Annotated in this window: 19 protein-coding genes and 1 pseudogene; 7 read left to right on the top strand and 13 right to left on the bottom strand. The window is 56.6% G+C overall.

Features of this window, described 5'->3' with window-relative positions; translation table 11 throughout:
* Positions 1 to 21: 21 nt before the first annotated feature.
* The 4 genes from DBV39_RS16845 to DBV39_RS16835 form a co-directional block, all read right to left on the bottom strand.
* Entirely contained in the window at positions 22 to 648 is a 627-nt protein-coding gene (locus tag DBV39_RS16845) for a HupE/UreJ family protein (RefSeq protein WP_108622529.1), read from the bottom strand.
* Between the two features lie 97 nt (positions 649 to 745).
* Positions 746 to 880, bottom strand: coding sequence for a hypothetical protein (locus DBV39_RS20350; protein WP_265416012.1), 135 nt, complete (start codon positions 878 to 880; stop codon positions 746 to 748).
* Positions 877 to 2,775 carry a potassium/proton antiporter gene (locus DBV39_RS16840; protein ID WP_227870690.1) on the bottom strand — a complete coding sequence of 633 codons (1,899 nt, stop codon included), beginning with the start codon at positions 2,773 to 2,775 and terminating at the stop codon, positions 877 to 879. The genes DBV39_RS20350 and DBV39_RS16840 overlap by 4 nt, the downstream gene beginning before the upstream one ends.
* Before the next feature lie 104 nt (positions 2,776 to 2,879).
* Positions 2,880 to 4,169: a solute carrier family 23 protein gene (locus tag DBV39_RS16835; protein ID WP_108622528.1), complete on the bottom strand. Its 1,290-nt coding sequence runs from the start codon at positions 4,167 to 4,169 to the stop codon at positions 2,880 to 2,882.
* A 288-nt stretch (positions 4,170 to 4,457) separates the two neighbouring features.
* On the opposite strand from DBV39_RS16835, the gene DBV39_RS16830 reads away from it, so the two are divergent.
* From DBV39_RS16830 to DBV39_RS16815, 4 genes are all read left to right on the top strand, one after another.
* Positions 4,458 to 5,402 carry a DnaJ C-terminal domain-containing protein gene (locus tag DBV39_RS16830; RefSeq protein ID WP_108622527.1) on the top strand — a complete coding sequence of 315 codons (945 nt, stop codon included), beginning with the start codon at positions 4,458 to 4,460 and terminating at the stop codon, positions 5,400 to 5,402.
* Between the two features lie 12 nt (positions 5,403 to 5,414).
* Positions 5,415 to 5,741 (top strand): MerR family transcriptional regulator, encoded by a 327-nt coding sequence (locus tag DBV39_RS16825; protein WP_108622526.1) that lies wholly within the window; start codon positions 5,415 to 5,417, stop codon positions 5,739 to 5,741.
* 199 nt (positions 5,742 to 5,940) lie between these two features.
* Entirely contained in the window at positions 5,941 to 6,144 is a 204-nt protein-coding gene (locus DBV39_RS16820) for a hypothetical protein (RefSeq protein WP_108622525.1), read from the top strand.
* 5 nt (positions 6,145 to 6,149) lie between these two features.
* Positions 6,150 to 7,514, top strand: a complete 1,365-nt coding sequence (locus DBV39_RS16815; protein ID WP_159079011.1) for an amidase — start codon at positions 6,150 to 6,152, stop codon at positions 7,512 to 7,514.
* Between the two features lie 62 nt (positions 7,515 to 7,576).
* On the opposite strand, the gene DBV39_RS16810 is transcribed toward DBV39_RS16815, so the two are convergent.
* The 9 genes and pseudogenes from DBV39_RS16810 to DBV39_RS16770 form a co-directional block, all read right to left on the bottom strand.
* Positions 7,577 to 8,170 carry a chromate transporter gene (locus DBV39_RS16810; protein ID WP_407669210.1) on the bottom strand — a complete coding sequence of 198 codons (594 nt, stop codon included), beginning with the start codon at positions 8,168 to 8,170 and terminating at the stop codon, positions 7,577 to 7,579.
* Positions 8,167 to 8,790, bottom strand: coding sequence for a chromate transporter (locus tag DBV39_RS16805; RefSeq protein WP_108622523.1), 624 nt, complete (start codon positions 8,788 to 8,790; stop codon positions 8,167 to 8,169). The genes DBV39_RS16810 and DBV39_RS16805 overlap by 4 nt, the downstream gene beginning before the upstream one ends.
* Positions 8,791 to 9,030: 240 nt before the next feature.
* A complete protein-coding gene (locus tag DBV39_RS16800; protein ID WP_108622522.1) occupies positions 9,031 to 10,560 on the bottom strand; it encodes a tripartite tricarboxylate transporter permease in 1,530 nt (509 codons plus the stop codon).
* Complete coding sequence (locus DBV39_RS16795; RefSeq protein ID WP_108623345.1) at positions 10,557 to 10,994, bottom strand: tripartite tricarboxylate transporter TctB family protein; 438 nt, start codon at positions 10,992 to 10,994, stop codon at positions 10,557 to 10,559. The genes DBV39_RS16800 and DBV39_RS16795 overlap by 4 nt, the downstream gene beginning before the upstream one ends.
* Before the next feature lie 77 nt (positions 10,995 to 11,071).
* Positions 11,072 to 12,067, bottom strand: coding sequence for a Bug family tripartite tricarboxylate transporter substrate binding protein (locus DBV39_RS16790; RefSeq protein ID WP_108622521.1), 996 nt, complete (start codon positions 12,065 to 12,067; stop codon positions 11,072 to 11,074).
* Between the two features lie 177 nt (positions 12,068 to 12,244).
* Positions 12,245 to 13,681 carry a sensor histidine kinase gene (locus DBV39_RS16785; RefSeq protein WP_227870689.1) on the bottom strand — a complete coding sequence of 479 codons (1,437 nt, stop codon included), beginning with the start codon at positions 13,679 to 13,681 and terminating at the stop codon, positions 12,245 to 12,247.
* Positions 13,674 to 14,360: a response regulator gene (locus DBV39_RS16780; protein ID WP_108622520.1), complete on the bottom strand. Its 687-nt coding sequence runs from the start codon at positions 14,358 to 14,360 to the stop codon at positions 13,674 to 13,676. The genes DBV39_RS16785 and DBV39_RS16780 overlap by 8 nt, the downstream gene beginning before the upstream one ends.
* Positions 14,335 to 15,506: pseudogene (locus DBV39_RS16775) on the bottom strand (aminotransferase class V-fold PLP-dependent enzyme). Before DBV39_RS16775 ends, DBV39_RS16780 begins: the two are co-directional and overlap by 26 nt.
* A complete protein-coding gene (locus DBV39_RS16770; RefSeq protein WP_193853035.1) occupies positions 15,494 to 16,189 on the bottom strand; it encodes a DUF924 family protein in 696 nt (231 codons plus the stop codon). Before DBV39_RS16770 ends, DBV39_RS16775 begins: the two are co-directional and overlap by 13 nt.
* A gap of 548 nt (positions 16,190 to 16,737) precedes the next feature.
* Here DBV39_RS16770 and DBV39_RS16760 point away from each other — a divergent pair.
* The 3 genes from DBV39_RS16760 (at position 16,738) to DBV39_RS16750 (ending at position 19,611) form a co-directional block, all read left to right on the top strand.
* Positions 16,738 to 17,706 carry a TRAP transporter substrate-binding protein gene (locus DBV39_RS16760; protein WP_108622518.1) on the top strand — a complete coding sequence of 323 codons (969 nt, stop codon included), beginning with the start codon at positions 16,738 to 16,740 and terminating at the stop codon, positions 17,704 to 17,706.
* An 82-nt stretch (positions 17,707 to 17,788) separates the two neighbouring features.
* Positions 17,789 to 18,304, top strand: coding sequence for a TRAP transporter small permease (locus DBV39_RS16755; protein ID WP_108622517.1), 516 nt, complete (start codon positions 17,789 to 17,791; stop codon positions 18,302 to 18,304).
* A 5-nt stretch (positions 18,305 to 18,309) separates the two neighbouring features.
* Positions 18,310 to 19,611 (top strand): TRAP transporter large permease, encoded by a 1,302-nt coding sequence (locus tag DBV39_RS16750; protein ID WP_108622516.1) that lies wholly within the window; start codon positions 18,310 to 18,312, stop codon positions 19,609 to 19,611.
* Positions 19,612 to 19,655 lie beyond the last annotated feature (44 nt).

Raw genomic sequence — 19,655 nt, 5'->3', positions numbered from 1 at the left:
CTCCAAACGTCCCTGAACAAGTCACAGTGCTCCGGCAGTCAGCGCCAGAATGCCAAGCAATGCGCTCACGCCAGCACTTGCCTTGATCAGCACCGGTCTGACTGAGGACCCCACATGTCTGATCCCGGTTCCCACCAACCAAAGCATTGCCGACTGAATCAATCCCAGGCCGACCAGGTAGCTCACAATCGCACTGGTTCTCGCGCCAACTACCGCTTCGCCGAAAGCATACCCATGGACGAGCGCAGCCAGCACACAAAACACAACGGCGACACCCGTACCGACCCTGAGTGGGCGCAAGAGCAGTCCTGCAACAACGATCAGGGAGAGTCCAATCCACATTTCAGGCAACGCAAGAGTGACACCTTGAGTGTGGGCGTAGGTTCCCAGCAGAGAGAACACTACGAAGGGAACGATAAGCCTCAACCGCCCGTTGTCCACCAGACTGGTCAGCAATCCGAGCGCAATCAGAAACGCCAGATGATCGAATTCAATGACCGGATGCCCAAGGCCAGATAGCAACCCTTGCATCGCACTGGCAGGTGTTTCCCCTCCCGTCGGATGGTGAGCCCAGGCCGGTAAAGCCACACATGCCATGACCATGGCAACCGCGCCAGCTATCCACTGTTTTTTACTGTCGTTTTCCATCAGAGTCTCCAACAGCCTACAGACAAGAGGTGTCTGACAGGCCTTGCCTGACACCTGTCAGGCAAATTCAATTACGCCATTGTGTGCATCGCTTTCACTAGTCGTCAACATTGGCGAGGTGATGCGCGATCATGACCTGATAAACAACCGGATGCAAGCTGGTCGATTCTGTCCAGACGCGAACCAGCCCGGTCGATGCACACCAGGCAATCACATGGCCCAGGGCCATCATCGAGATTTTGTCTCATTCCTTTGTGGATCAATCGCCTCCTGGGCATGGTCAGGCTGCGTCGTGCTTTCCGACTCACGCGGGGCCCTTGTTTTAAGGTGGCGCGCTGACCACCAGTGCATCAAGGCATTGGCGATATCCTGCCAGTTCTGAAAGATCGGCAACTGGAACGTGGATGCCACACTGGGCTCAAGTGCCAGACCCACAGCGGTTGCGACCCCCTGTTCGTCGGACTCTCGCACAACAAGTTCGATCGATCCCAGCGGGACGCGGTCACCTCGAACGACTGTTGCTCCGAGACGCCTGGCGATCAACTGCGCGACAGTCAACTCATCTTCACCACTGCGCAATGACACACCATAGTAATTGGCCAACTCCAATACAGGCCGCTCCGGATCAACTGCCAGATCGCCAAAGTATCGTCTGTCCTTTCTGGTCAGCGTCACGGGCTGTGCGAAGAGCCGATCCAGCAGACTGATGTATCTCGGTGTCGTAAAGATGTAGACGTAGTCTCCGACCTTGAAACGTCCATCTTCATGGTTCTGCATGGACTTGCCCTCCCGCACGGTCAACGAGGGACGAGCCCAGCGTGGAATGCGTTCGCCCTCTGCCACCGGGCTACCTCTGGTGACCCGGTACACCAGCAGTTCGTGCTGGGCGTGCCCTGGCAGCTCGAGCTCCACTTTGTCGACTGCCCCCAGATGTGGCGGAACAATGAGGTCCAGCTTTCTGGCCATCGGGCGGATGGTCCAACCCTGAACCACGAGCGAGACCAGCACGATGATGAAGGCGCTGTTGAACAACAACTGGCCATTTTCCAGTTGTGCCATGATCGGCAAAATCGCCAGAAGAATGGACACCGCCCCTCGCAGACCCACCCACGCGATAAACGTCGTCTCCGCGCGCGTGAAACCGAACGGAATCAGACATAGCCAGACCGCAAGTGGTCGAGCAATAAATATCAGGAGCAATCCCACCAGGACCGCACCCAGAGCAATGCCAGGGAACTCGGAGGGTGTTGCCAGCAGACCCAGCATCAGAAACATGGTGATCTGAGCCAGCCAGGTCAGGCCTTCCTGAAACCGGCGTATCGTCAGGCCACCACGAAAGCGAACATTGCCCATGATGATGCCAGCAACGTAGACGGCCAGAAACCCGCTTCCCCCGAGAACAGACGTGACCCCGAACAACAACAGGACCAGCGAAAGCACCAGAACCGGATACAGGCCGGCGTCGAAGACGAACCGGTTCAGCACTGCCACCAGCAAGTAGCCCACGGCCACGCCGATTCCAAGCCCCAGACCGAACTGCTGCAGCAGTGCCAGACCGAACGTACCCAGCCAGCCCTCCTGCAGCGATCCCATGGCAGACATTTCCAGCAAGGTGATCACCAGAAAAATCGCCATCGGATCGTTGGAGCCAGACTCGATTTCAAGCGTTGCCCGTACCCGGTCCTGGATGCCAATATTGCCAACCCGCAGAAGAAAGAACACCGCTGCGGCGTCGGTTGAACCCACAATCGCTCCCAGAAGCAAGGCTTCCGACCAATTCAGCCCAAGCAGGAACTTTGCTGGCACTGCCAGCACTAGCGCAGTGAGCAGCACGCCCACGCTCGCAAGAGTCAAGGCGGGCGTTGCAGCCAGCCTGAATGACCGCCACTGAGTTCCGTATCCGCTGTCAAACAAAATGACCGCGAGCGCAACACTCCCAATGAAATAGGCAGCAGAGGCATCCTGAAAGGGGATTCCTCCAATGCCATCCTCACCAGCCAGCAAGCCAACCACCAGAAACACAAGTAGCAATGGAGCACCGATCCGGAACGAGATCAGGCTGGTCAGAATTGAAATCACGATCAGGCCGGCGCCCATGGCGATCGCCAAAGAGACCATATCGATCATGATTTGCTTTCCTTCATTGCACACTCCGCTTCAGATAAGCCCACCCCTCATAAGAATGACCCTCAATCATCCCTGAGGTTTCACTTGCCTACCGAAACAGTATCTCACTTCTCGGCAGCGCGCATGTTCAGCAGGGCATACAGAAGTATGGCACCAAAAGTCGACGTACCGATTCCGCCAAGTGTGAAGTCACCAAACGTCAGAGTGAAATCACCGGTACCGAGGATCAACGTGATGGCGGCCACTAGCAGGTTCTTGTTGTCAGAGAAGTCGACCTTGTTGTCGACCCAGATCTTGGCTCCCGCAATCGCGATCAGCCCGAACACGACGATGGACACACCGCCCATCACAGCGAGCGGGATTGCCTGGATCAACGCACCAAACTTGGGACTGAACCCCAGCAAAACCGCCATCAGACCAGCGACCACAAAGACCGCCGTTGAATAAATCTTGGTCGCGGCCATGACACCAATGTTCTCGGCATAAGTTGTCACCCCCGTACCCCCAGCCGAGCCCGCAATCATGGTCGCGAGTCCGTCACCCATGAAGGCGCGTCCAAGGTAGATATCCAGATTCTTGCCCGTCATGGCAGTCACCGCCTTGATGTGCCCCAGGTTCTCTGCCACCAGGATGACAGCAACAGGCGCGATCAGCAGCGTCGCGTTCACACTGAACACTGGCGCACTGAAATTCGGCATCCCGATCCACGCTGCACTGGCAATCCCGCTCAGGTCAACCGGCGTTCCCAGTCCCATCCCGTTCGTGAGCAAGGCATAGATCAGACTGGCCGCCAGCAAACCCATCAGGATCAGCAGGCGCTGGATCATGCCACGCGTAAACACAGCAATGAGACCCACGCACAGAAACGTGATGGCCTGCGCCCAGGCATCAAACGGCGTCGGCGCCATGTTCTTGATCGGGATCTGCGCAAGATTAAGGCCAATGACCGCGACCACCGAGCCCGTCACGACCGGGGGCATGAATCGCTCGATCCAACCGACGCCGATCATCTGTACAACCAGTCCGATCAAAAAGTACAGAGCCCCGCAGGCAATGATTCCTCCGAGTGCCAGTCCGATGTTGGCATTTGGCCCGGAACCGGCATAGCCGGTTGCTGCGATCACCACGCCGATAAACGCAAAACTTGATCCGAGGTAGCTAGGCACCTTGCCACCGGTCACGATAAAAAACAGTAATGTACCGATACCGCTCATCAGAATGGCAACGTTGGCATCGAACCCCATGAGAATCGGTGCCAGAACGGTGGCGCCGAACATGGCAATCAGGTGCTGCACACCCATGACGGTCGTCTGCGGCCAGGGCAGGCGCTCGTCGGGACCGATGACACCGCCAGCCTGCAGTGCATCTTCTTTTTTTATTGTCCAGGAGAACATGGGGACCTCTGCTTGTGTGATTGTTGTTATGAGAACACTTCATGTAAAACAGGCGTGATTCTGAACGCTCGCCCTGTCTGACGCAACCGTGATGCAAGAAATGTGCCCAAAACAGGACGGCGCACAAACGCAATGATGCACATCAGGCTCACCTCACAAAAGTGAACAGCCAGATGGGGCCTCATCATTGCACCCTCGCCAGCCCGCTGAGTCCGGACATTCGAATGAGTACTTGAAGTTCCACGCCGCCGGCCTTATCTTGTCATTATCATCATGGACAACCGGACTATGGACACTCCTGAATATTACGCAATACTGGGCGTCAAGAAAGACGCAACCCAGGACGACATCAAGAAAGCCTACCGCCGGCTTGCGCGCAAATACCACCCGGATGTGAGCAAACAGGAGGATGCCGGACGCAAGATGTCGCAACTCAACGAAGCCAATGATGTGCTGTCTGACCCACAAAAGCGATCAGTCTACGATCAGATAGGTCATCGCGCCTGGATGCAGGGGGCTCGCAGCACGGATGATGTCAGGCCGCCCCCGGGATGGCGTGGACAAGGCTCGACCAGTCAGGGCAACGCAGAGGACTTCAGCGAATTCTTTCGGGACATCTTCGCACGCGGTGACCGTGGGCAGTCAGGCGCGGGTGAACAGACTCGCTCGGGCTGGCCGGGACAGGATATTCATGCCGACGTCTCTATCAGCCTGGCTGATGCATACAAAGGCACGACGCGAGCATTGCAACTGCAAAGCGCAAAAATTGACGCACAAGGGCATCTGGTGCCCGACCTGAGAACACTGGAAGTCAAGATTCCGGTCGGCGTCAGCCAAGGACAGATGATTCGTTTGAAGGGGCAAGGGGAGCCTGGGATCGGCCAAGGCCTACCCGGAGATCTCTACCTGAGAATCAAGGTCGAGCCGCAGGGTCGCACCCAGGTGGTGGGTCGAGACTTGCACATGCCGCTCATCGTCACCCCGTGGGAGGCCGCCCTGGGCGCCGACATCCCGGTCACCACCCCGACTGGCACCGTGCACGTCACCGTGCCGGCCGGATCGGTTGCGCGACGCAAGCTGCGACTACGCGGACAAGGCATACCCGGCCCCAAACCCGGTGACATCATGCTGGAAATCGAGATCGCCATGCCCAGCGCGGTCACACCTGCTCAAAAATCGGCCTGGGAGGGACTTGCCAAAGCTTATCCTGGATTCGATCCGAGACCACAATAGGAGGCCCTCAGCATGACGCGACCTGAATCCCGCACGCAAAAAAGACATCTGATCGAGCACGTGGAGGTCATCGAAGGCGAAACACTGCGCGCAGAAGATATCGCCCGTCTTTGTCACCGAACACCCGACTGGGTCATGTACCGGGTCGAACAGGATATCCTGCAAGCCCAATGGAAAGATGGTGCCTGCTTTTTCTCGAGCTCCACAGTCTGGCGTGCACGCAAGATTGCCGACCTGGAACTGCGCTTTGATGCCGATCCACAACTGGCGGCTCTGGTCGCAGACCTGGTCGAAGAAGTACAAGACCTGCGAACACGCCTGACACTGCTGGAGCGCTAGCCAGGAAGCATCAGAGGCCTGACTGGAAATCGCCCATACTTGCCCTGACACTTGAGCCGCCCCTCCTCGGCGGGGATGATTCGAAAGCCGCCGCGCGGTAGGATGTTCTCTGACAGGCAAACGAGGCCCTCGCAAGGCTATGCGATAGCGGCCACCCGGTGCCTTGTGTCTGATTACCAACAGAACAGGGAACATCTCCATGAACAGCACACATCCGGACAAAGACCGCACAGACGCCGATATTCTGGCCATCGCGCGAGCGCTGGGCCTGAAACGTCTGACAGAAGAGTTCGGCGATGATGTTGTAGTCGCCGCACGCGTAGCGGATAAACTACGATCCAGTTTTACTCCAACTGATGATCTGACTCGCGAGATCTGGCCAGTCATGACGGTCAGGGGGTGATCAGCATGCAGACTCACTGGATGACGGCGACCGAGATCGCCCAGGCTTATCGCAACCGGTCTCTCTCACCGCGAGAGCTTGTCAAAGACCTGCTCGACCGGATTGAGACAGTCGATTCTCGTACAAACGCTTTTCTTCAGGTGCAATCCGAAGATGCACTTGCACAGGCAAAAACAGCCGAAAACGATTTCATGAAAGGACGCTTAGGCGGTCCTTTGCACGGCATTCCTTTCGCACTGAAAGACATCATTGACGTCGCAGGGCAGCGAACGAGCTGCCACTCCAGTGTCATGCTGGATCATGTTGCGACTCAGGATGCCGTGGTGGTCAACAAACTGCGGGCAGCCCAGGCCATCAATCTGGGCAAACTCGCCCTTCACGAGTTTGCCATTGGCGGACCTTCGTTTGATCTGCCCTTTCCTCCCGCGCGCAACCCATGGAACCTGGATCACCATCCGGGTGGCTCATCGTCAGGTTCAGGCTCAGCGGTCGCAGCGGGTCTGGTTCCGCTTGCACTCGGAACCGATACCGGCGGATCGGTTCGGCATCCAGCCGCGGCATGTGGCATTGTCGGGCTCAAACCCACCTACGACCTGGTCAGCCGGCAAGGCGTATTTCCGCTTGCTTTCAGCCTGGATCACGTCGGGCCCATGACGCGCAGCGTTGCCGACGCGGCACTACTACTGCAAGCGATCGCCAGCCCACCGGGGGCAACAGTACCGTTCGACGCAGATCTCGACAAGGGCGTGCGAGGCATGCGGGTTGGATTTGTCCGGCATTTTCACGAGCAGGACATGGTCGCTGACGCCGAGATGGCCGCGTCACTTGAGGCTGCCGCCACTGTCTTTAAAGAACTCGGTGCCAGCGTTGTCGATATCCAGCTGCCAAGCCTTGATACCTTCGCATCCGTGCAAAAGGTCATCCAGATGTCCGAATGCTGGACTGTCCATCACCGCTGGCTGGAAGAACGACCGCAGGATTATGCACGCATGTCAAGACGCAAACTCCTGCCCGGTGCGTTTCTGGGCGCATCCGACTATGTCATGGCCATGCAGCAACGGGGCCAGCTGATCCAGTCCGTCAACGAACACCTTCGGGATGTGGATGTCCTGCTGGTCGTCAACTCAATGGAGCCTGCCTGCCGGATCGATGATGAGGCGGCAGCCGTACGCACCTACCCACGACAAGCTCGCGCTCCGTTCAATCTGACCGGACACCCTGCGCTGGCTTTGATGAGCGGGCTGTCCAGCGCCGGCCTACCCCTTTCATTGCAGTTGGTCGGGCGGATGTACGATGAGGCAACCGTACTCCGGTTCGGCGCAGCATACGAACGCGAGACGGGCTGGCAAAAGCAGCATCCGGGTATCTGAGCGTACAGATCCAATCGTCGCCGTTTGATGTATTGCGTTTCTGTCCTGGTTGAGTGAGCTGGTCAGAAACGCACGCCCGCCAGGCTTGCCAGCACACCAGCGAGTGCTCCTGCTGCCAGTAGCAGGAGCAGATGGAGCCGGGTTTTCCAGACCAGAACAGCGGTCACAACGGTCAGTAACCACAGACGCCAGTCGCCAGACCCTGACTCGTCGGCCTGCATGAGCATCCAGCCCGTTGACGCCAGTAAACCGCTGGATACGGGGGCCACCGCGATCTTGAATGCCCTGACCCAGGGTCTGGACTGGTTTTGTCGCACCCAGCGAGTGCCATAGACGGTGCAGATGGAACTCGGCAACAGAAAGCCCGCAAGCGCGGTCAGCAAGGCGATCACACCCCAGGTCCATTGCCCCTGCGCAGTGCCCACATTCCATCCAAACAGTGCAACAAACAGCATGTTTGGCCCGGGAGATGCCTGGGCAATGGCAATGGATGTGCTGAAGGCTGTTGCCGACAGCCAGCCCTTCTGGACCACCAGAAAGAGATACATCTGAGGCGTCGTGGTCAAGGCGCCTGCCCCGATGCTGAGCAGCGACAAAGACGCAAACAGACCCAGCAAGGCAAACCAGTCGGACCAGTTCAGCGCCCAGTCCATCATCGCACCTGCCCTCGCTCGCGTGCAATCAAGCCTAGCTGGCGATGTGCCCACCAGGTCGCGGTGACTGCCAGCACCAGCAGCACCCAGATCAAAGGCCACCGGAACACGCCCACCGCCACAAACGGCAAAACAGCCAGTCCGATCGTTGTCGCCGTCCCCAGCACGCTTCGTTCAATGGATGAGAGCAACTTAAGTGCGGTACCAATGATCAAACCAGCAGCAACTGCTGCCATTGCCTTGAGAGCGGAGGCAACCATCTCGTGGTCGGAGTATTCGTTATACAAAGCGGCCAGACTGACCGCAATCAGGACTGGCAGGCAGGTCATGCCAGCAAGGCTCGCGGCGGCGCCTTTGCCTCCAAAAAACCGGTCGCCCACCATCAATGAAAGATTGATGGCGTTTGGACCAGGCATCAACTGGGCGACCGCCCAGTCCTGCGCAAAATCCTGCGAACGAATCCAGCGTTGCCGCTCCACAAGCTCGCGATAAGCAACCGGTGCTGCTGCCCCAAATCCTTGAATTGCCAGCCAGCTGAATCCCAGAAACAATGCCCAGAGTGACCTGGGAGGACAAACGCCATCATCTCTCGCACTGCGTATTTCCTGACTCTCGCTTGCCATTTGCCACTCCGAAACTGCGCCAGCACCAACCAGTCACTGCCAGAATCACTTCTCTGAAACAGAAGTCTACAACGGTAGACGCGCGACCCGACACGCTCAGACCACCCCTCTCTGTTATCTCTACACGACTTTCCTGCGGCATGGCGCGCAAGCAGGCAGGGGTTGAAACACCAGATGGCCAGGGAATCTGGGCGACTTATCCAGATTCCCTGGCCATCTTTGAACTGACTCAGATCAGGCTCATGCCTGCGCGGCCAGATTTTCCCGCTTCTTGCGAGTGCGATAACGCCAATACGGTGGCACGACAGCGACCAGAACAGCGGCAACCCACAACCCAATGGTGATACCGCTCTGGAACAGGATAGCAAGATCGCCATTGGTAATGGACAGAGCCCTGCGCAGGTTCTGTTCCATCATGTTGCCCAGCACCACGCCCAGCACCATGGGTGCCATCGGGACGTCCATCTTCCTGAGGAAGTAGCCAATCAAACCAACACCCACCATCAGCATCAAATCAAACGTCGTGCCGTTCAAGGCGTACACCCCAATGAAACTGGTCGCCAGAATGCCCGGAACCAGCAACCAGGGTGGTATTGACAGCATGGACGCAAACACCCGAACCAACGGCACGTTCATCAAGAACAGCATGACGTTGGCAATAAAGAGTGACGCGATCAGACCCCACACAATCTGTGGTTGCGCATCAAACAGCACCGGGCCGGGTGTGATGTTGTAGAGGGTCAGCGCACCCATCATGACGGCTGTCGTGCCAGAACCAGGTACGCCAAGCGTGAGCATGGGAATGAACGAGCCCATTGCGGCACTGTTGTTGGCAGCCTCTGGCGCGGCCAGGCCTCTAAGGTCACCCCGACCGAACTTTGCGTTCGGGTCTTTTCCCTCGGTGATTTTCTTCTCGTTTGCATATGCCACAGCAGACGCAACGCTGGCACCCGCACCAGGCAGCACACCAATACAGAACCCCAGCACCCCTGACCGGACAGTGGTCCACCAGGTAAAGGCCAGTTCCTTGAAATTGAAGAGCTTTCGCTCACTCTTTGGCACATCGATCGACACTCCGCCGAGGAGCTTCTCAAGCATTTGCATCATCTCGGCTACGGCAAACAGACCGATCACTACGACCACAAAGTCCATTCCGTCAGCCAGATTGGGAATATCAAACGTATAGCGGTAAACGCCCGAATTCGCGTCGACGCCAATCGTGGAAATCGACAACCCCACCATGGCGGCCAGAATGCCTTTGACTGGTTGCTCTCCAAGCAAGCTGGTCAGTGCGCAGAAAGCGAACACCATCAGCACAAAGTATTCGGCAGGACCGAAAGCTATCGCCCAGCCCGCCAGTAAAGGAGCCAGCAACAGGATCCCGAAAATTGCAATTGCCGAACCAATGAAAGAAGCCCAGGCAGACAGGGAAAGCGCCACGCTGGCCAGACCTTGTCGCGCAAGCGGATACCCGTCCATGGTCGTCATCACCGCAGCAGCTTCGCCTGGCACGTTGATCAGAATAGATGTGATACGACCACCATACTCGGCACCGACATAAACCGCTGCCAACAGGATCAGCGCAGTTTCAGGTGGCAACTGCATGGCAAACGCAATCGGTACCAGCATGGCCACACCGTTGATGGGGCCCAGTCCTGGCAAGACCCCGACAATCGTACCGATGAAGGATCCAATGGCCGCCACCAGCAGATTGGTCCAGGAGAATGCAACCCCGAAGCCAATCGATAGATGATCAAGAAGAGCACTCACAGCAGATCTCCCAGAATACCGGCCGGCAGCACGACATCCAGTCCCTTGTCAAACGCCAGAAATAGCCCGATGCCCATCAGCACGGCACCAATTGCCGTCTTGAGCCAGCCGCCACCAAACAGCTTGCCGACCACCAGCGACATCAATGCTGTAGAGATGACAAATCCAAGCCACTGAAAGAAGAATGCGTACGCGGCCAAGGCTGCGACCATGCTCGCAATCCGCAGGTTCGCCCCTGGCGGGTTCGCTTCCACGTCATTTCCGCCTTTGAACACCAGGCGTAATCCGCACAGGGCGATGATCAACGCAAGTAGCAGTGGGAACGCTTTGGGGCCAACAGGTTCATAGGAGAACGGGGCTTCAAGGTCGTGACCAAACCAGGTCAGAAATGCCGCAAAGACCAGTGCCGCCACACCTAACAAACGATCATTCAGAGTCATTGTCGTGATTCCTGCAATCATGGGCGTGCGCCTGTCGCGTACGCCCATGATCAGTCAGTATGAAATCAGGCTTATTTCTTGATCAGACCAAACGAGTCTGCAAGCTCGGTGAAGAACTTCACACGTTCCTTGATGTAACCATCGAGCTCGTTACCAGTCATGTCAAACGGAAACAGACCGTTTTGCTCCTGCAGCTTGGCAAACTCTGGGGTTTTCATCAGCTCGTTAAAGCTGTTAGCCCACCAGTCATAGCTCTCATCAGCCACTTTGGGGCCCATGTAGAAACCGCGGATGATGGGCCAGTCGATATCAAAACCCTGCTCGGCAGCTGTCGGGATGTCACCCATCTTGCCCGGAAGACGCTTGTCACTGAACACGGCGAGCACCCGGATCGGTGTGCCACCGTCGAGCATCGTGCGAGCCTCGGCTGCATCACCCATGTACGCCTGGATGTGGCCGCCGCGCAACGCAGTCACCGCCTCGCCACCGCCCTCAAACGCCACGAAACGCATCTTCTTGTAGTCCACACCAGCTGCCTTCGCAGTCAGCGCTGCCTTCATCCAGTCCTGGCTACCGATTGATCCTCCCGCACCCAGCACAATCTTGGTTGGATCTTCCTTGAAAGCTTCCATCAGGGACTTCAGATCTTTGTAGGGAGAGTCATCACGAACGATCGCCACCCCATAGTCACTTCCGATTGCAGCCAGCCAGCGGACATCATCTGCGTTGTACTTGCCAAACTTGCCCTGGGCCAGGTTCAGCAAAGAGCCTCCGGAGAACGCCACAATCGCGTTCGGATCAGCTGGACGCTGTGCCACGATGTTGTTGTAGGCAACCGCACCAATACCGCCGGGCATGTAAACGATGCGCATGGGTTCGGACAAAATCCCGGTTTCAGCAAAACCACCCACGGCAAGTCGACAAGTCAGGTCAAAGCCTCCCCCAGGCTGCGCAGGCGCAATACACTCTGGCTTGGTTGGCTGACTCTGGGCTTGCACACCTGTCGCAAGGCCCAGACTCAAAACGCCTGCGGCGAGGCAGGACATCGACAAACGATACAGTTTCATAAAAGGTCTCCTGGTTGGAACTTATAAAGATCGAGTGATCCGTTCACACTTCTCAGGCGTAGACCATACGCAATTCAAGCTTTCTCTTTCCTTTCAATTCATCAGGAAAGTTCTGCAAACTAGGGAAAATCCCTACGAAAGCACGGGTCATGCGAGTAGCTGGCAGATGTGGTCAGACTAACTCACAGGAAACGACAGTCTGACCAGAAGCCCCTTTCCAGGCGCTCCCGCGAACATGTCGAGCCTCGCGTGATTGATCTGCGCGATCGTCTGAACAATCGCCAGTCCAAGTCCTGACCCTTGCATCTTCTGCCCTGACTCCCCGCGGCGGAATCGATGCCGCGCCAACGCAATGTCCTGCTCACTCATACCAGGCCCGTCATCCTCGACTTCCAGCCAGACCTCCTCCCCGACCTGACGAACCGACACAGTGATTCTCGATCCAGGCGGACAGTAGATCAGCGCGTTGGACACCATATTCGAGAGCGCCTGACTCACCAGCCAGCCGATCGCTCGCACGTGCACCGGTCCGGCAGGCACATCCAGTCCAAAGTCCATGCGCTGCTTACGCGCGGCGGGGAGGAACTCGCCAACCACTTCTTCGGCAATGCGGCACAAGTCAGTACGGGTATCAGGCACTCTGGATGCCAGTTTGTCGGCTGCATCATGCACCTTTGCCAGCGACAGCATCTGATTGGTCAGGCGAACGGTGTTGCGCAGACGCATCTGCACTGCATCAAGGACTTCCTTCATTGCATCAGTCTGTGCCAGTTGCCGGGCATACTCAACCTGAGTCGTGAGCACAGACAAGGGTGTGCGCAACTGATGTGATGCATCATCCAGAAACTGCTGCTGGGTTCTTGCTCGTTCTGCATACCGATGCATATGCAGATTGATAGCCTGGATCAGTGGCCGGATCTCTCGCGGCAGATCTTCTTCGTCGATCGGTTGCAGATCATCAAACGACCGGCGGCGAACGGCCTCGCTGGTCTGCTTCAAGGGGCGAACTACCATGATGACGCCCGCCAGAATTAAAAGAATCATGATCAAGACGACAATCACGTCCTTGCGAAACGACTGCAACATCACTCTCTCGATGAAGTCGTCTCGCTCGAGTGTTTCCTCGCCAACCACAATGATGACCCGGCTGTCCGGGGAGTAGTGCAATCCTTGCTTGAGTTCAATTGCAATCGCTGCGAGCCGCAGTGCTTCGCCGTGGTACTGGCCGTTGTAGTAAACAGGCCGGTCAGACTGCAGACTCTCGGATGGCAAGGGCAGATCGGCGTAGCCGATCTCGGTCAGACCGTCCTCGGTCCCCACTCTGAAATACACGTTGCTGCCTGTGGTGAGCGACAGGAACTCAAGCAGATAAAATGGCTGTTCCATCCCCAGTCCACCACTTTCTGTCCGAAGATTCACCTGAATGGAGCGCAGGGCGCCCGCCAGGGAGCGATCAAATGCGGCGTTGACCTGGTCACGCAACTCATGGCTTGACGCCCAGAAAGACAACACCATTGCCATGACCACTGGCGGTATCAGCAACCAGAGGAGCGTCGAACGCAAGCTTCCCGGACGCAGACGATCGAGCAAGGCAGGCACCTTCCGTTCAGGCATTGTGCTCGGCCACAGGCTCCAGACAGTACCCTATCCCGCGCAAGGTAGTGATCTGCACATCCGAACGCTGCAACTTCTTTCGTAACCGGTGAATCAGGACCTCAATGGCTTCCACCCCGATCTCGTCATCCCCGCGTTCGGTGAGGCGATCGAGTATGTACTGTTTGGCGACGGGTTCTCCACTTCGCTGCATGAGGACCCGCAAAGTTTCCGTTTCTCTGGGAGTCAGTTGCAGCAGTCCGTCCTTGAGTTCAAACCGGTGGTTGTGAAGGTCAAAATGCAGGCTGCCACAAGACATCCTGGGTTTGTCCTTGCCTCTGCTGCGACGGATCAGTGCGTTCAGACGGGCACTGAGTTCCTCGATCATGAATGGTTTCGGTAAAAAATCATCTGCTCCGGACTCCAGTGTATCGACTCGCTGGGATAGCGAGTCCCTGGCAGTCAGGACGAGAATCGGCGTTCGATCATCCTCATCGCGCAACCGTGCCAGCAAGGTGCGGCCATCCATTCCTGGAATACCGAGATCCAGAATGATGGCATCGAACTCCTCCATCTTTAGGCGGCGGTAGGCCAGCAGACCATCGTTGGCCCATTCGATCAAGAAGCCACCCTGGCGCTGCAGGCTCAGCGCCAGCCAGTGCGCTAGCTCTGGCTCATCCTCGACCAGCAACACCCGCATTCTCTAAGACCTCCTGCTGCTGCAACATTTCGCTCAAGGCGCTTCTCAGCAAATCCACAGTCCTCTCTGGATGGCTCAGCTTATCCAGTCCAAACAAACCAATCCTGAATGTTTTGAAAGCTGGTGGCTCATCACACTGCAGGGCAACACCAGCCGCTGCCTGCACACCGACCTGGGCAAACTTTCTGGTGGACTGGATGTCAGGGTCCTGCGTGTAACTCACGACCACACCAGGCGCCTCGTACCCTGGTGCTGCCACACTTTTGAAACCCATCTCCCTGAGCATCTCACGAACCTCGGCACCGAGTTTCTGCTGCGCCAGGCACGCCTGCTCCCACCCCATTTCCCGGGTCTGGTTCATGGCATCTCTCAGGACGGTCAGTGCGTCAGTCGGCATGGTCGCGTGATAGGCATGTCCGCCGCCTTCATAGGCTTGCATGATCTGGAGCCATTTGCGAAGGTCGCAGGCAAAACTTGTGCTTGTCGTCTGCTCGATTCGTTCGAGGGCTCGGTCCCCAGCATCACAAGTCCGCAACACGCCTGGGCAGACCAGCCTTTCTGGGGAGCGCTGATCAGCACATCCACACCCAGCTTCTTCATGTCGACCCATACTGCACCCGAAGCGATGCAGTCCAGTACAAACAGTCCGCCGACCTCGTGCACTGCCTGCGCTACGCGCTCCAGATATGAATCCGGCAAAATGATGCCACTGGCCGTCTCGACATGCGGTGCAAACACGACCTGAGGTCTGACCGTGCGGATGGTCTGAATGACTTCCTCGACCGGTGCAGGCGCGAAAGCGGGTTGTTCCTCAGTATCCACCGTGCGCGCCTTGATCACATCAATCTGGCTGGCAATGGAGCCCATTTCCAGGATCTGCGACCAGCGAAAACTGAACCAGCCATTGCGAATCACCACACAACGCGCGTCCTGGGCAAATTGTCTGGCAACGGATTCCATGGCAAACGTACCGCTGCCCGGCACAACCGCCACCGCGCTTGCGCCATACGCCTGCCTCAACCCTGCCGAGATGTCACGCATCACCTGCTGGAATCGGGCGGACATGTGATTCAGCGCACGATCCGTGTAGACAACCGAATACTCCAGCAATCCATCGGGATCAACGGTCGGAATCAGTCGGGACATGGCAATCTCCTCACGAGGGAACCAACTGACCTGTCATCCTGGAAGGACCAGACACGCAGGTCGGTTGTTGATGTAAATACATAGAGTACGCCTGACAAGGGACTTCTGGCAAAGTCTAGGCCACCGAACCTACCCACTGAATCCCCCCCTTCGAGGAACCTTTGCTCCTCTGGTGTAGTGTCCCTCCCAAGCACCGCATTGCGGTGGGGAAAGCGCCCGAACCGTTTGATAATGTCCTGATGCAACCTGGCAAATTCCAGCGTTCTCGCATCCAGCGTGCTGCACAGATCGACAGCCAGTGTCTGATCATCCATATTCTCCGAATGCTCAAAAGGCAGCACCAGGAACACTTGCATGTCCTGCTCGATTCTGGTCTGGTAACTTCGTGCATGCGCCTGACGGGCAAAACTCAACGCCAGCGAATCCGTGGCAAACATGTGTGCAGTGCCACGAAAGGCGTTACGGGGAAACTGATCAAGCAGGATCATCAGGGCAAGGCAACCGGTCGGATGACTCAGCCATGCATCAAGTTCGCGGCGGGCAGCGGCCATGTGTGCCGCCATGAAGCGACCTTTGAACTCGGCATCGAATGCTGCATCTTTGGCAAACCACTTTGAGGGTCCGGCCGATCGCCAGAAAGCAACGACATCTTCAATTGAACAGACTTGCGACGCATCAGTCACGACACACTCCTTGGGCAAGGAACAAAAATTGCGTACAGAAAACGAATGAAAGAAACTGCATCAGAAAAACTGCACGGGAAGGGCGAGATCGTGCCAGCCGATTCTTGCTTTCGTCTTGTTACTCGAGTCCTGCAACTATCAGATTCCATCATGCCATCGTTTCATGGTGGATGTGAACGCGGCAAACAGAACATTCTGCCTGCAGCTCCCCCAATGGTAGCGATCATGACCATGCCGCCTGAACCCAGGAAACCTGCCGGTCATGGCAAATGCTAGTCGTCAGGATGCGACCAAATCGCTACACTTGATGACGCGCTGCGTGTCTGACCGGGGACCCGAGCGGCCCCGATTCACCATATCAGTGCACGCGAAAGGATTTTTGCACAGACAGAGGGCCCCCAGGAACCAGCCCGACGCCAAAGGATATTTGGCCGTTGTGCAAGTGTTTAATTATTGATACGCTCTGCACCGATACGATAGACCATGTTTAAATATACGCAGACCCATAACTAAGTATTCAAAGCCCGTCACTCATCAGGAGAACAGACATGCGAACGCCCAAGAAAGGATTACTAGCCATTGGAACATTGGCACTAATGTCATTTGGCGCGACAGCCCAGACAACGTGGAACATGGCCACTCCCTATCCAGAAGCCGAATTTCACACGCAGAACATCAACCAGTTTGCACAGGACGTCAACAAGCTCTCTGGTGGAGAGTTGACGATCAAAGTGCACTCAGGCCAGTCCCTGTTCAAACACCCGGAAATTCCCCGTGCGGTTCGCTCCGGTCAGGTCGAGATTGGCGAAACCATCATGTCGAACCTGAGCAACCAGAGTCCACTGTTTCAGGTCGATTCCATTCCGTTCCTGGTAACCAGTTACGATTCTGCCAGGAAACTCTGGGATGGTCAGCGCCCCTTCGTCGAGGCCTACCTGAAGGATCAGGGGATGCGCCTGATCTACGCCATTCCATGGCCGGGACAGGGCTTTTTCACCAAGAAAGAAATCAATAAGCTTGCCGACCTTGAAGGCGTACGCTTCAGGACCTACAACTCGACAACCGAGCAAATGGCTCGCCTGATGAAGGCAGTGCCCACCACGGTTGAGGCGGTCGAAATCCCGCAAGCCTTTTCTGCTGGCATCGTGGACGCGATGGTGACCTCCGCTGCCACCGGTCTTCGCACAGAAGCCTGGGAATTTGCGGATTATTACTACGACATCCAGGCCTGGATGCCCAAGAACATGATCTACGTGAACGAGCGAGCCTTCCAGCGTCTGAGCCCCAAAGCTCAACAGGCTCTCATCGACGCCGGTAAAGAGGCTGAAGTACGTGGCTGGAAACTGAGTGAGGAAGTGTTCTCTGATACCACCGCACAACTTAAAGGCAAGATGAACTATCAGCTACCAAGCGAAGAGTTGATGAAAGGCCTGGCACAGATCGGTGATGTCATGACCGCCACCTGGGCAGAAGCTGTCGGCCCTGACGGCGAGAAGATGCTGGCTCCGTTGCGCTAAGCACACTGGATCCGGTTAACAGTTGTCTGTCCAAGGAAGCCGGCACACCCTGCCGGCTTCCTTATCTGAGAAGCATCTACCCATGTTAAGTAAAGTCCTGGATCGCCTGTTTACCTGGAGCGGGTACCTGGCCGGTATCTTCCTCGTACTCATCGGCATTCTCGTTGTTGCACAGATCATTGCGCGGATGCTGAACACCCAGATTCCGTCTGTCGACGAGTTTGCTGGCTACTCACTGGCTGCCAGCAGTTTTCTGGGGCTGGCCTACTCCTTTCGTTCCGGATCACACATCCGGGTCACCCTCATCACGGACAAACTGTCGCAACCCGTGCAACGCGTCGTGTTGATTCTGGTCTTGCTGTTTGCCCTGACGATGATCAGCATCTGGAGCTACAACGCCATCTATCTGGTCTACGAAAGCTGGCTGTTTAACGAAGTGTCGACCGGCATCATCAAGTATCCCATCTGGATTCCCCAGATCAGCATGGGAATCGGTGTCGTGCTTTTCTGTCTGGCGCTACTCGAGGATCTGATCCGGGTCGTGACAGGCAAAACACCGAATTTCGAGAAAAACCAGGAACGGATGGCTGAGGACTAACTACCATGGATGTATCTTTAATCGGCCTGATCGTCGCAGTCATGATGCTGTTTTTGCTGGCCAGTGGTGTCTGGGTTGCTGTCACCCTGATGTCTGTCGGGCTCATCAGCATGCTTTTGTTCTCTCACGCACCGGCAGCCACCATTCAGGCAACCGTCATCTGGGGACAAAGCTCAAGCTGGGCATTGACTGCCCTGCCCCTCTTTATCTGGATGGGTGAAATCCTGTATCGAACCCGTCTGGCGCAAGACATGTTTGAAGGTCTGAGCCCGTGGCTGGCCCGCTTTCCGGGCCGCCTGATCCATATCAATGTGGTCAGTTGCGGTATTTTTGCAGCTGTTTCCGGCTCGTCAGCAGCCACCACCGCCACCATTGGGCGCATCACGGTACCGGAGTTGCTCAAGCGTGGATATCACGAGTCTACTGTCATTGGCAGTCTGGCTGGCTCATCTACTCTGGGGTTTCTGATTCCGCCTTCGATCATCATGATCGTTTACGGCGTTGCCGCCGATGTCTCCATCACGCGACTTTTCATTGCAGGTGTACTGCCTGGCGCCATGCTGATGATCCTGTTTTCCGGATACCTCGCGATCTGGTCGTTGTTGAACCCGTCTAAAACACCGCCACCAGAGCCATCGGTCCCGATCCTGCAGCGCATCCGCGAAACCGCCAAGCTACTGCCGATCGTGCTGCTGATGATCGCAGTCATCGGTTCGATCTATGCCGGGGTCGCCACTGCGACCGAGGCTGCTGCGGTCGGCGTGGTGGGCGCACTGGCAATTGCACTGGTGACTGGCTCCCTGACCAAACAGAGCTTCATCGACAGCGTACTGGGTGCAACCAAGACCAGTGTGATGGTTTCCTTCATTCTTGCAGGTGCCGCATTCCTTTCCACGGCAATGGGTTTCACAGGCATTCCGCGTGAGCTGTCTGCCTGGGTTGGCTCAATGGGATTGAGCAAGTTTGAGCTACTGATTGCGCTGACGCTGCTGTTCGTCGTACTGGGCTGCTTTCTGGACGGGATTTCGATTGTCGTGCTCACGGCCGCTGTCATTATGCCGATCACCCAGCAAGCAGGCATTGATCCGGTCTGGTTCGGTATCTTTCTGGTTGTGGTAATCGAGATGTCTCAAATCACGCCACCAGTCGGGATCAACCTGTTCATTCTGCAATCGATCACTGACCGAAACCTCTGGGAAGTTGCAAAGGCTGCTTTCCCGTTTTTCATGCTGCTGATCCTGGCGGCCGTTCTGCTGATCGTCTTTCCGGAGATCGCCACCTGGCTCCCGAATACGATCCGTCAATAATCAGGATCCCAGTCTGAGAATCCAGCCCTTCGAGGACTCGAGGT

It is taken from the genome of Orrella marina, assembly GCF_003058465.1.
Lineage (GTDB): Bacteria > Pseudomonadota > Gammaproteobacteria > Burkholderiales > Burkholderiaceae_B > Algicoccus > Algicoccus marinus.
The sequence above is the reverse complement of the archived record's forward strand: the minus strand, read 5'-3'. Positions and strand labels throughout refer to the sequence as shown.

Excerpts from the sequence above, each read along its gene's own strand:
- DBV39_RS16845 (WP_108622529.1), bottom strand. The coding sequence starts at position 648 with ATGGAAAACGACAGTAAAAAACAGTGGATAGCTGGCGCGGTTGCCATG.
- DBV39_RS20350 (WP_265416012.1), bottom strand. The coding sequence starts at position 880 with ATGATGGCCCTGGGCCATGTGATTGCCTGGTGTGCATCGACCGGGCTG.
- DBV39_RS16840 (WP_227870690.1), bottom strand. The coding sequence starts at position 2,775 with ATGATCGATATGGTCTCTTTGGCGATCGCCATGGGCGCCGGCCTGATC.
- DBV39_RS16835 (WP_108622528.1), bottom strand. The coding sequence starts at position 4,169 with ATGTTCTCCTGGACAATAAAAAAAGAAGATGCACTGCAGGCTGGCGGT.
- DBV39_RS16830 (WP_108622527.1), top strand. The coding sequence starts at position 4,458 with ATGGACACTCCTGAATATTACGCAATACTGGGCGTCAAGAAAGACGCA.
- DBV39_RS16825 (WP_108622526.1), top strand. The coding sequence starts at position 5,415 with ATGACGCGACCTGAATCCCGCACGCAAAAAAGACATCTGATCGAGCAC.
- DBV39_RS16820 (WP_108622525.1), top strand. The coding sequence starts at position 5,941 with ATGAACAGCACACATCCGGACAAAGACCGCACAGACGCCGATATTCTG.
- DBV39_RS16815 (WP_159079011.1), top strand. The coding sequence starts at position 6,150 with ATGCAGACTCACTGGATGACGGCGACCGAGATCGCCCAGGCTTATCGC.
- DBV39_RS16810 (WP_407669210.1), bottom strand. The coding sequence starts at position 8,170 with ATGATGGACTGGGCGCTGAACTGGTCCGACTGGTTTGCCTTGCTGGGT.
- DBV39_RS16805 (WP_108622523.1), bottom strand. The coding sequence starts at position 8,790 with ATGGCAAGCGAGAGTCAGGAAATACGCAGTGCGAGAGATGATGGCGTT.
- DBV39_RS16790 (WP_108622521.1), bottom strand. The coding sequence starts at position 12,067 with ATGAAACTGTATCGTTTGTCGATGTCCTGCCTCGCCGCAGGCGTTTTG.
- DBV39_RS16785 (WP_227870689.1), bottom strand. The coding sequence starts at position 13,681 with ATGCCTGAACGGAAGGTGCCTGCCTTGCTCGATCGTCTGCGTCCGGGA.
- DBV39_RS16780 (WP_108622520.1), bottom strand. The coding sequence starts at position 14,360 with ATGCGGGTGTTGCTGGTCGAGGATGAGCCAGAGCTAGCGCACTGGCTG.
- DBV39_RS16760 (WP_108622518.1), top strand. The coding sequence starts at position 16,738 with ATGCGAACGCCCAAGAAAGGATTACTAGCCATTGGAACATTGGCACTA.
- DBV39_RS16755 (WP_108622517.1), top strand. The coding sequence starts at position 17,789 with ATGTTAAGTAAAGTCCTGGATCGCCTGTTTACCTGGAGCGGGTACCTG.
- DBV39_RS16750 (WP_108622516.1), top strand. The coding sequence starts at position 18,310 with ATGGATGTATCTTTAATCGGCCTGATCGTCGCAGTCATGATGCTGTTT.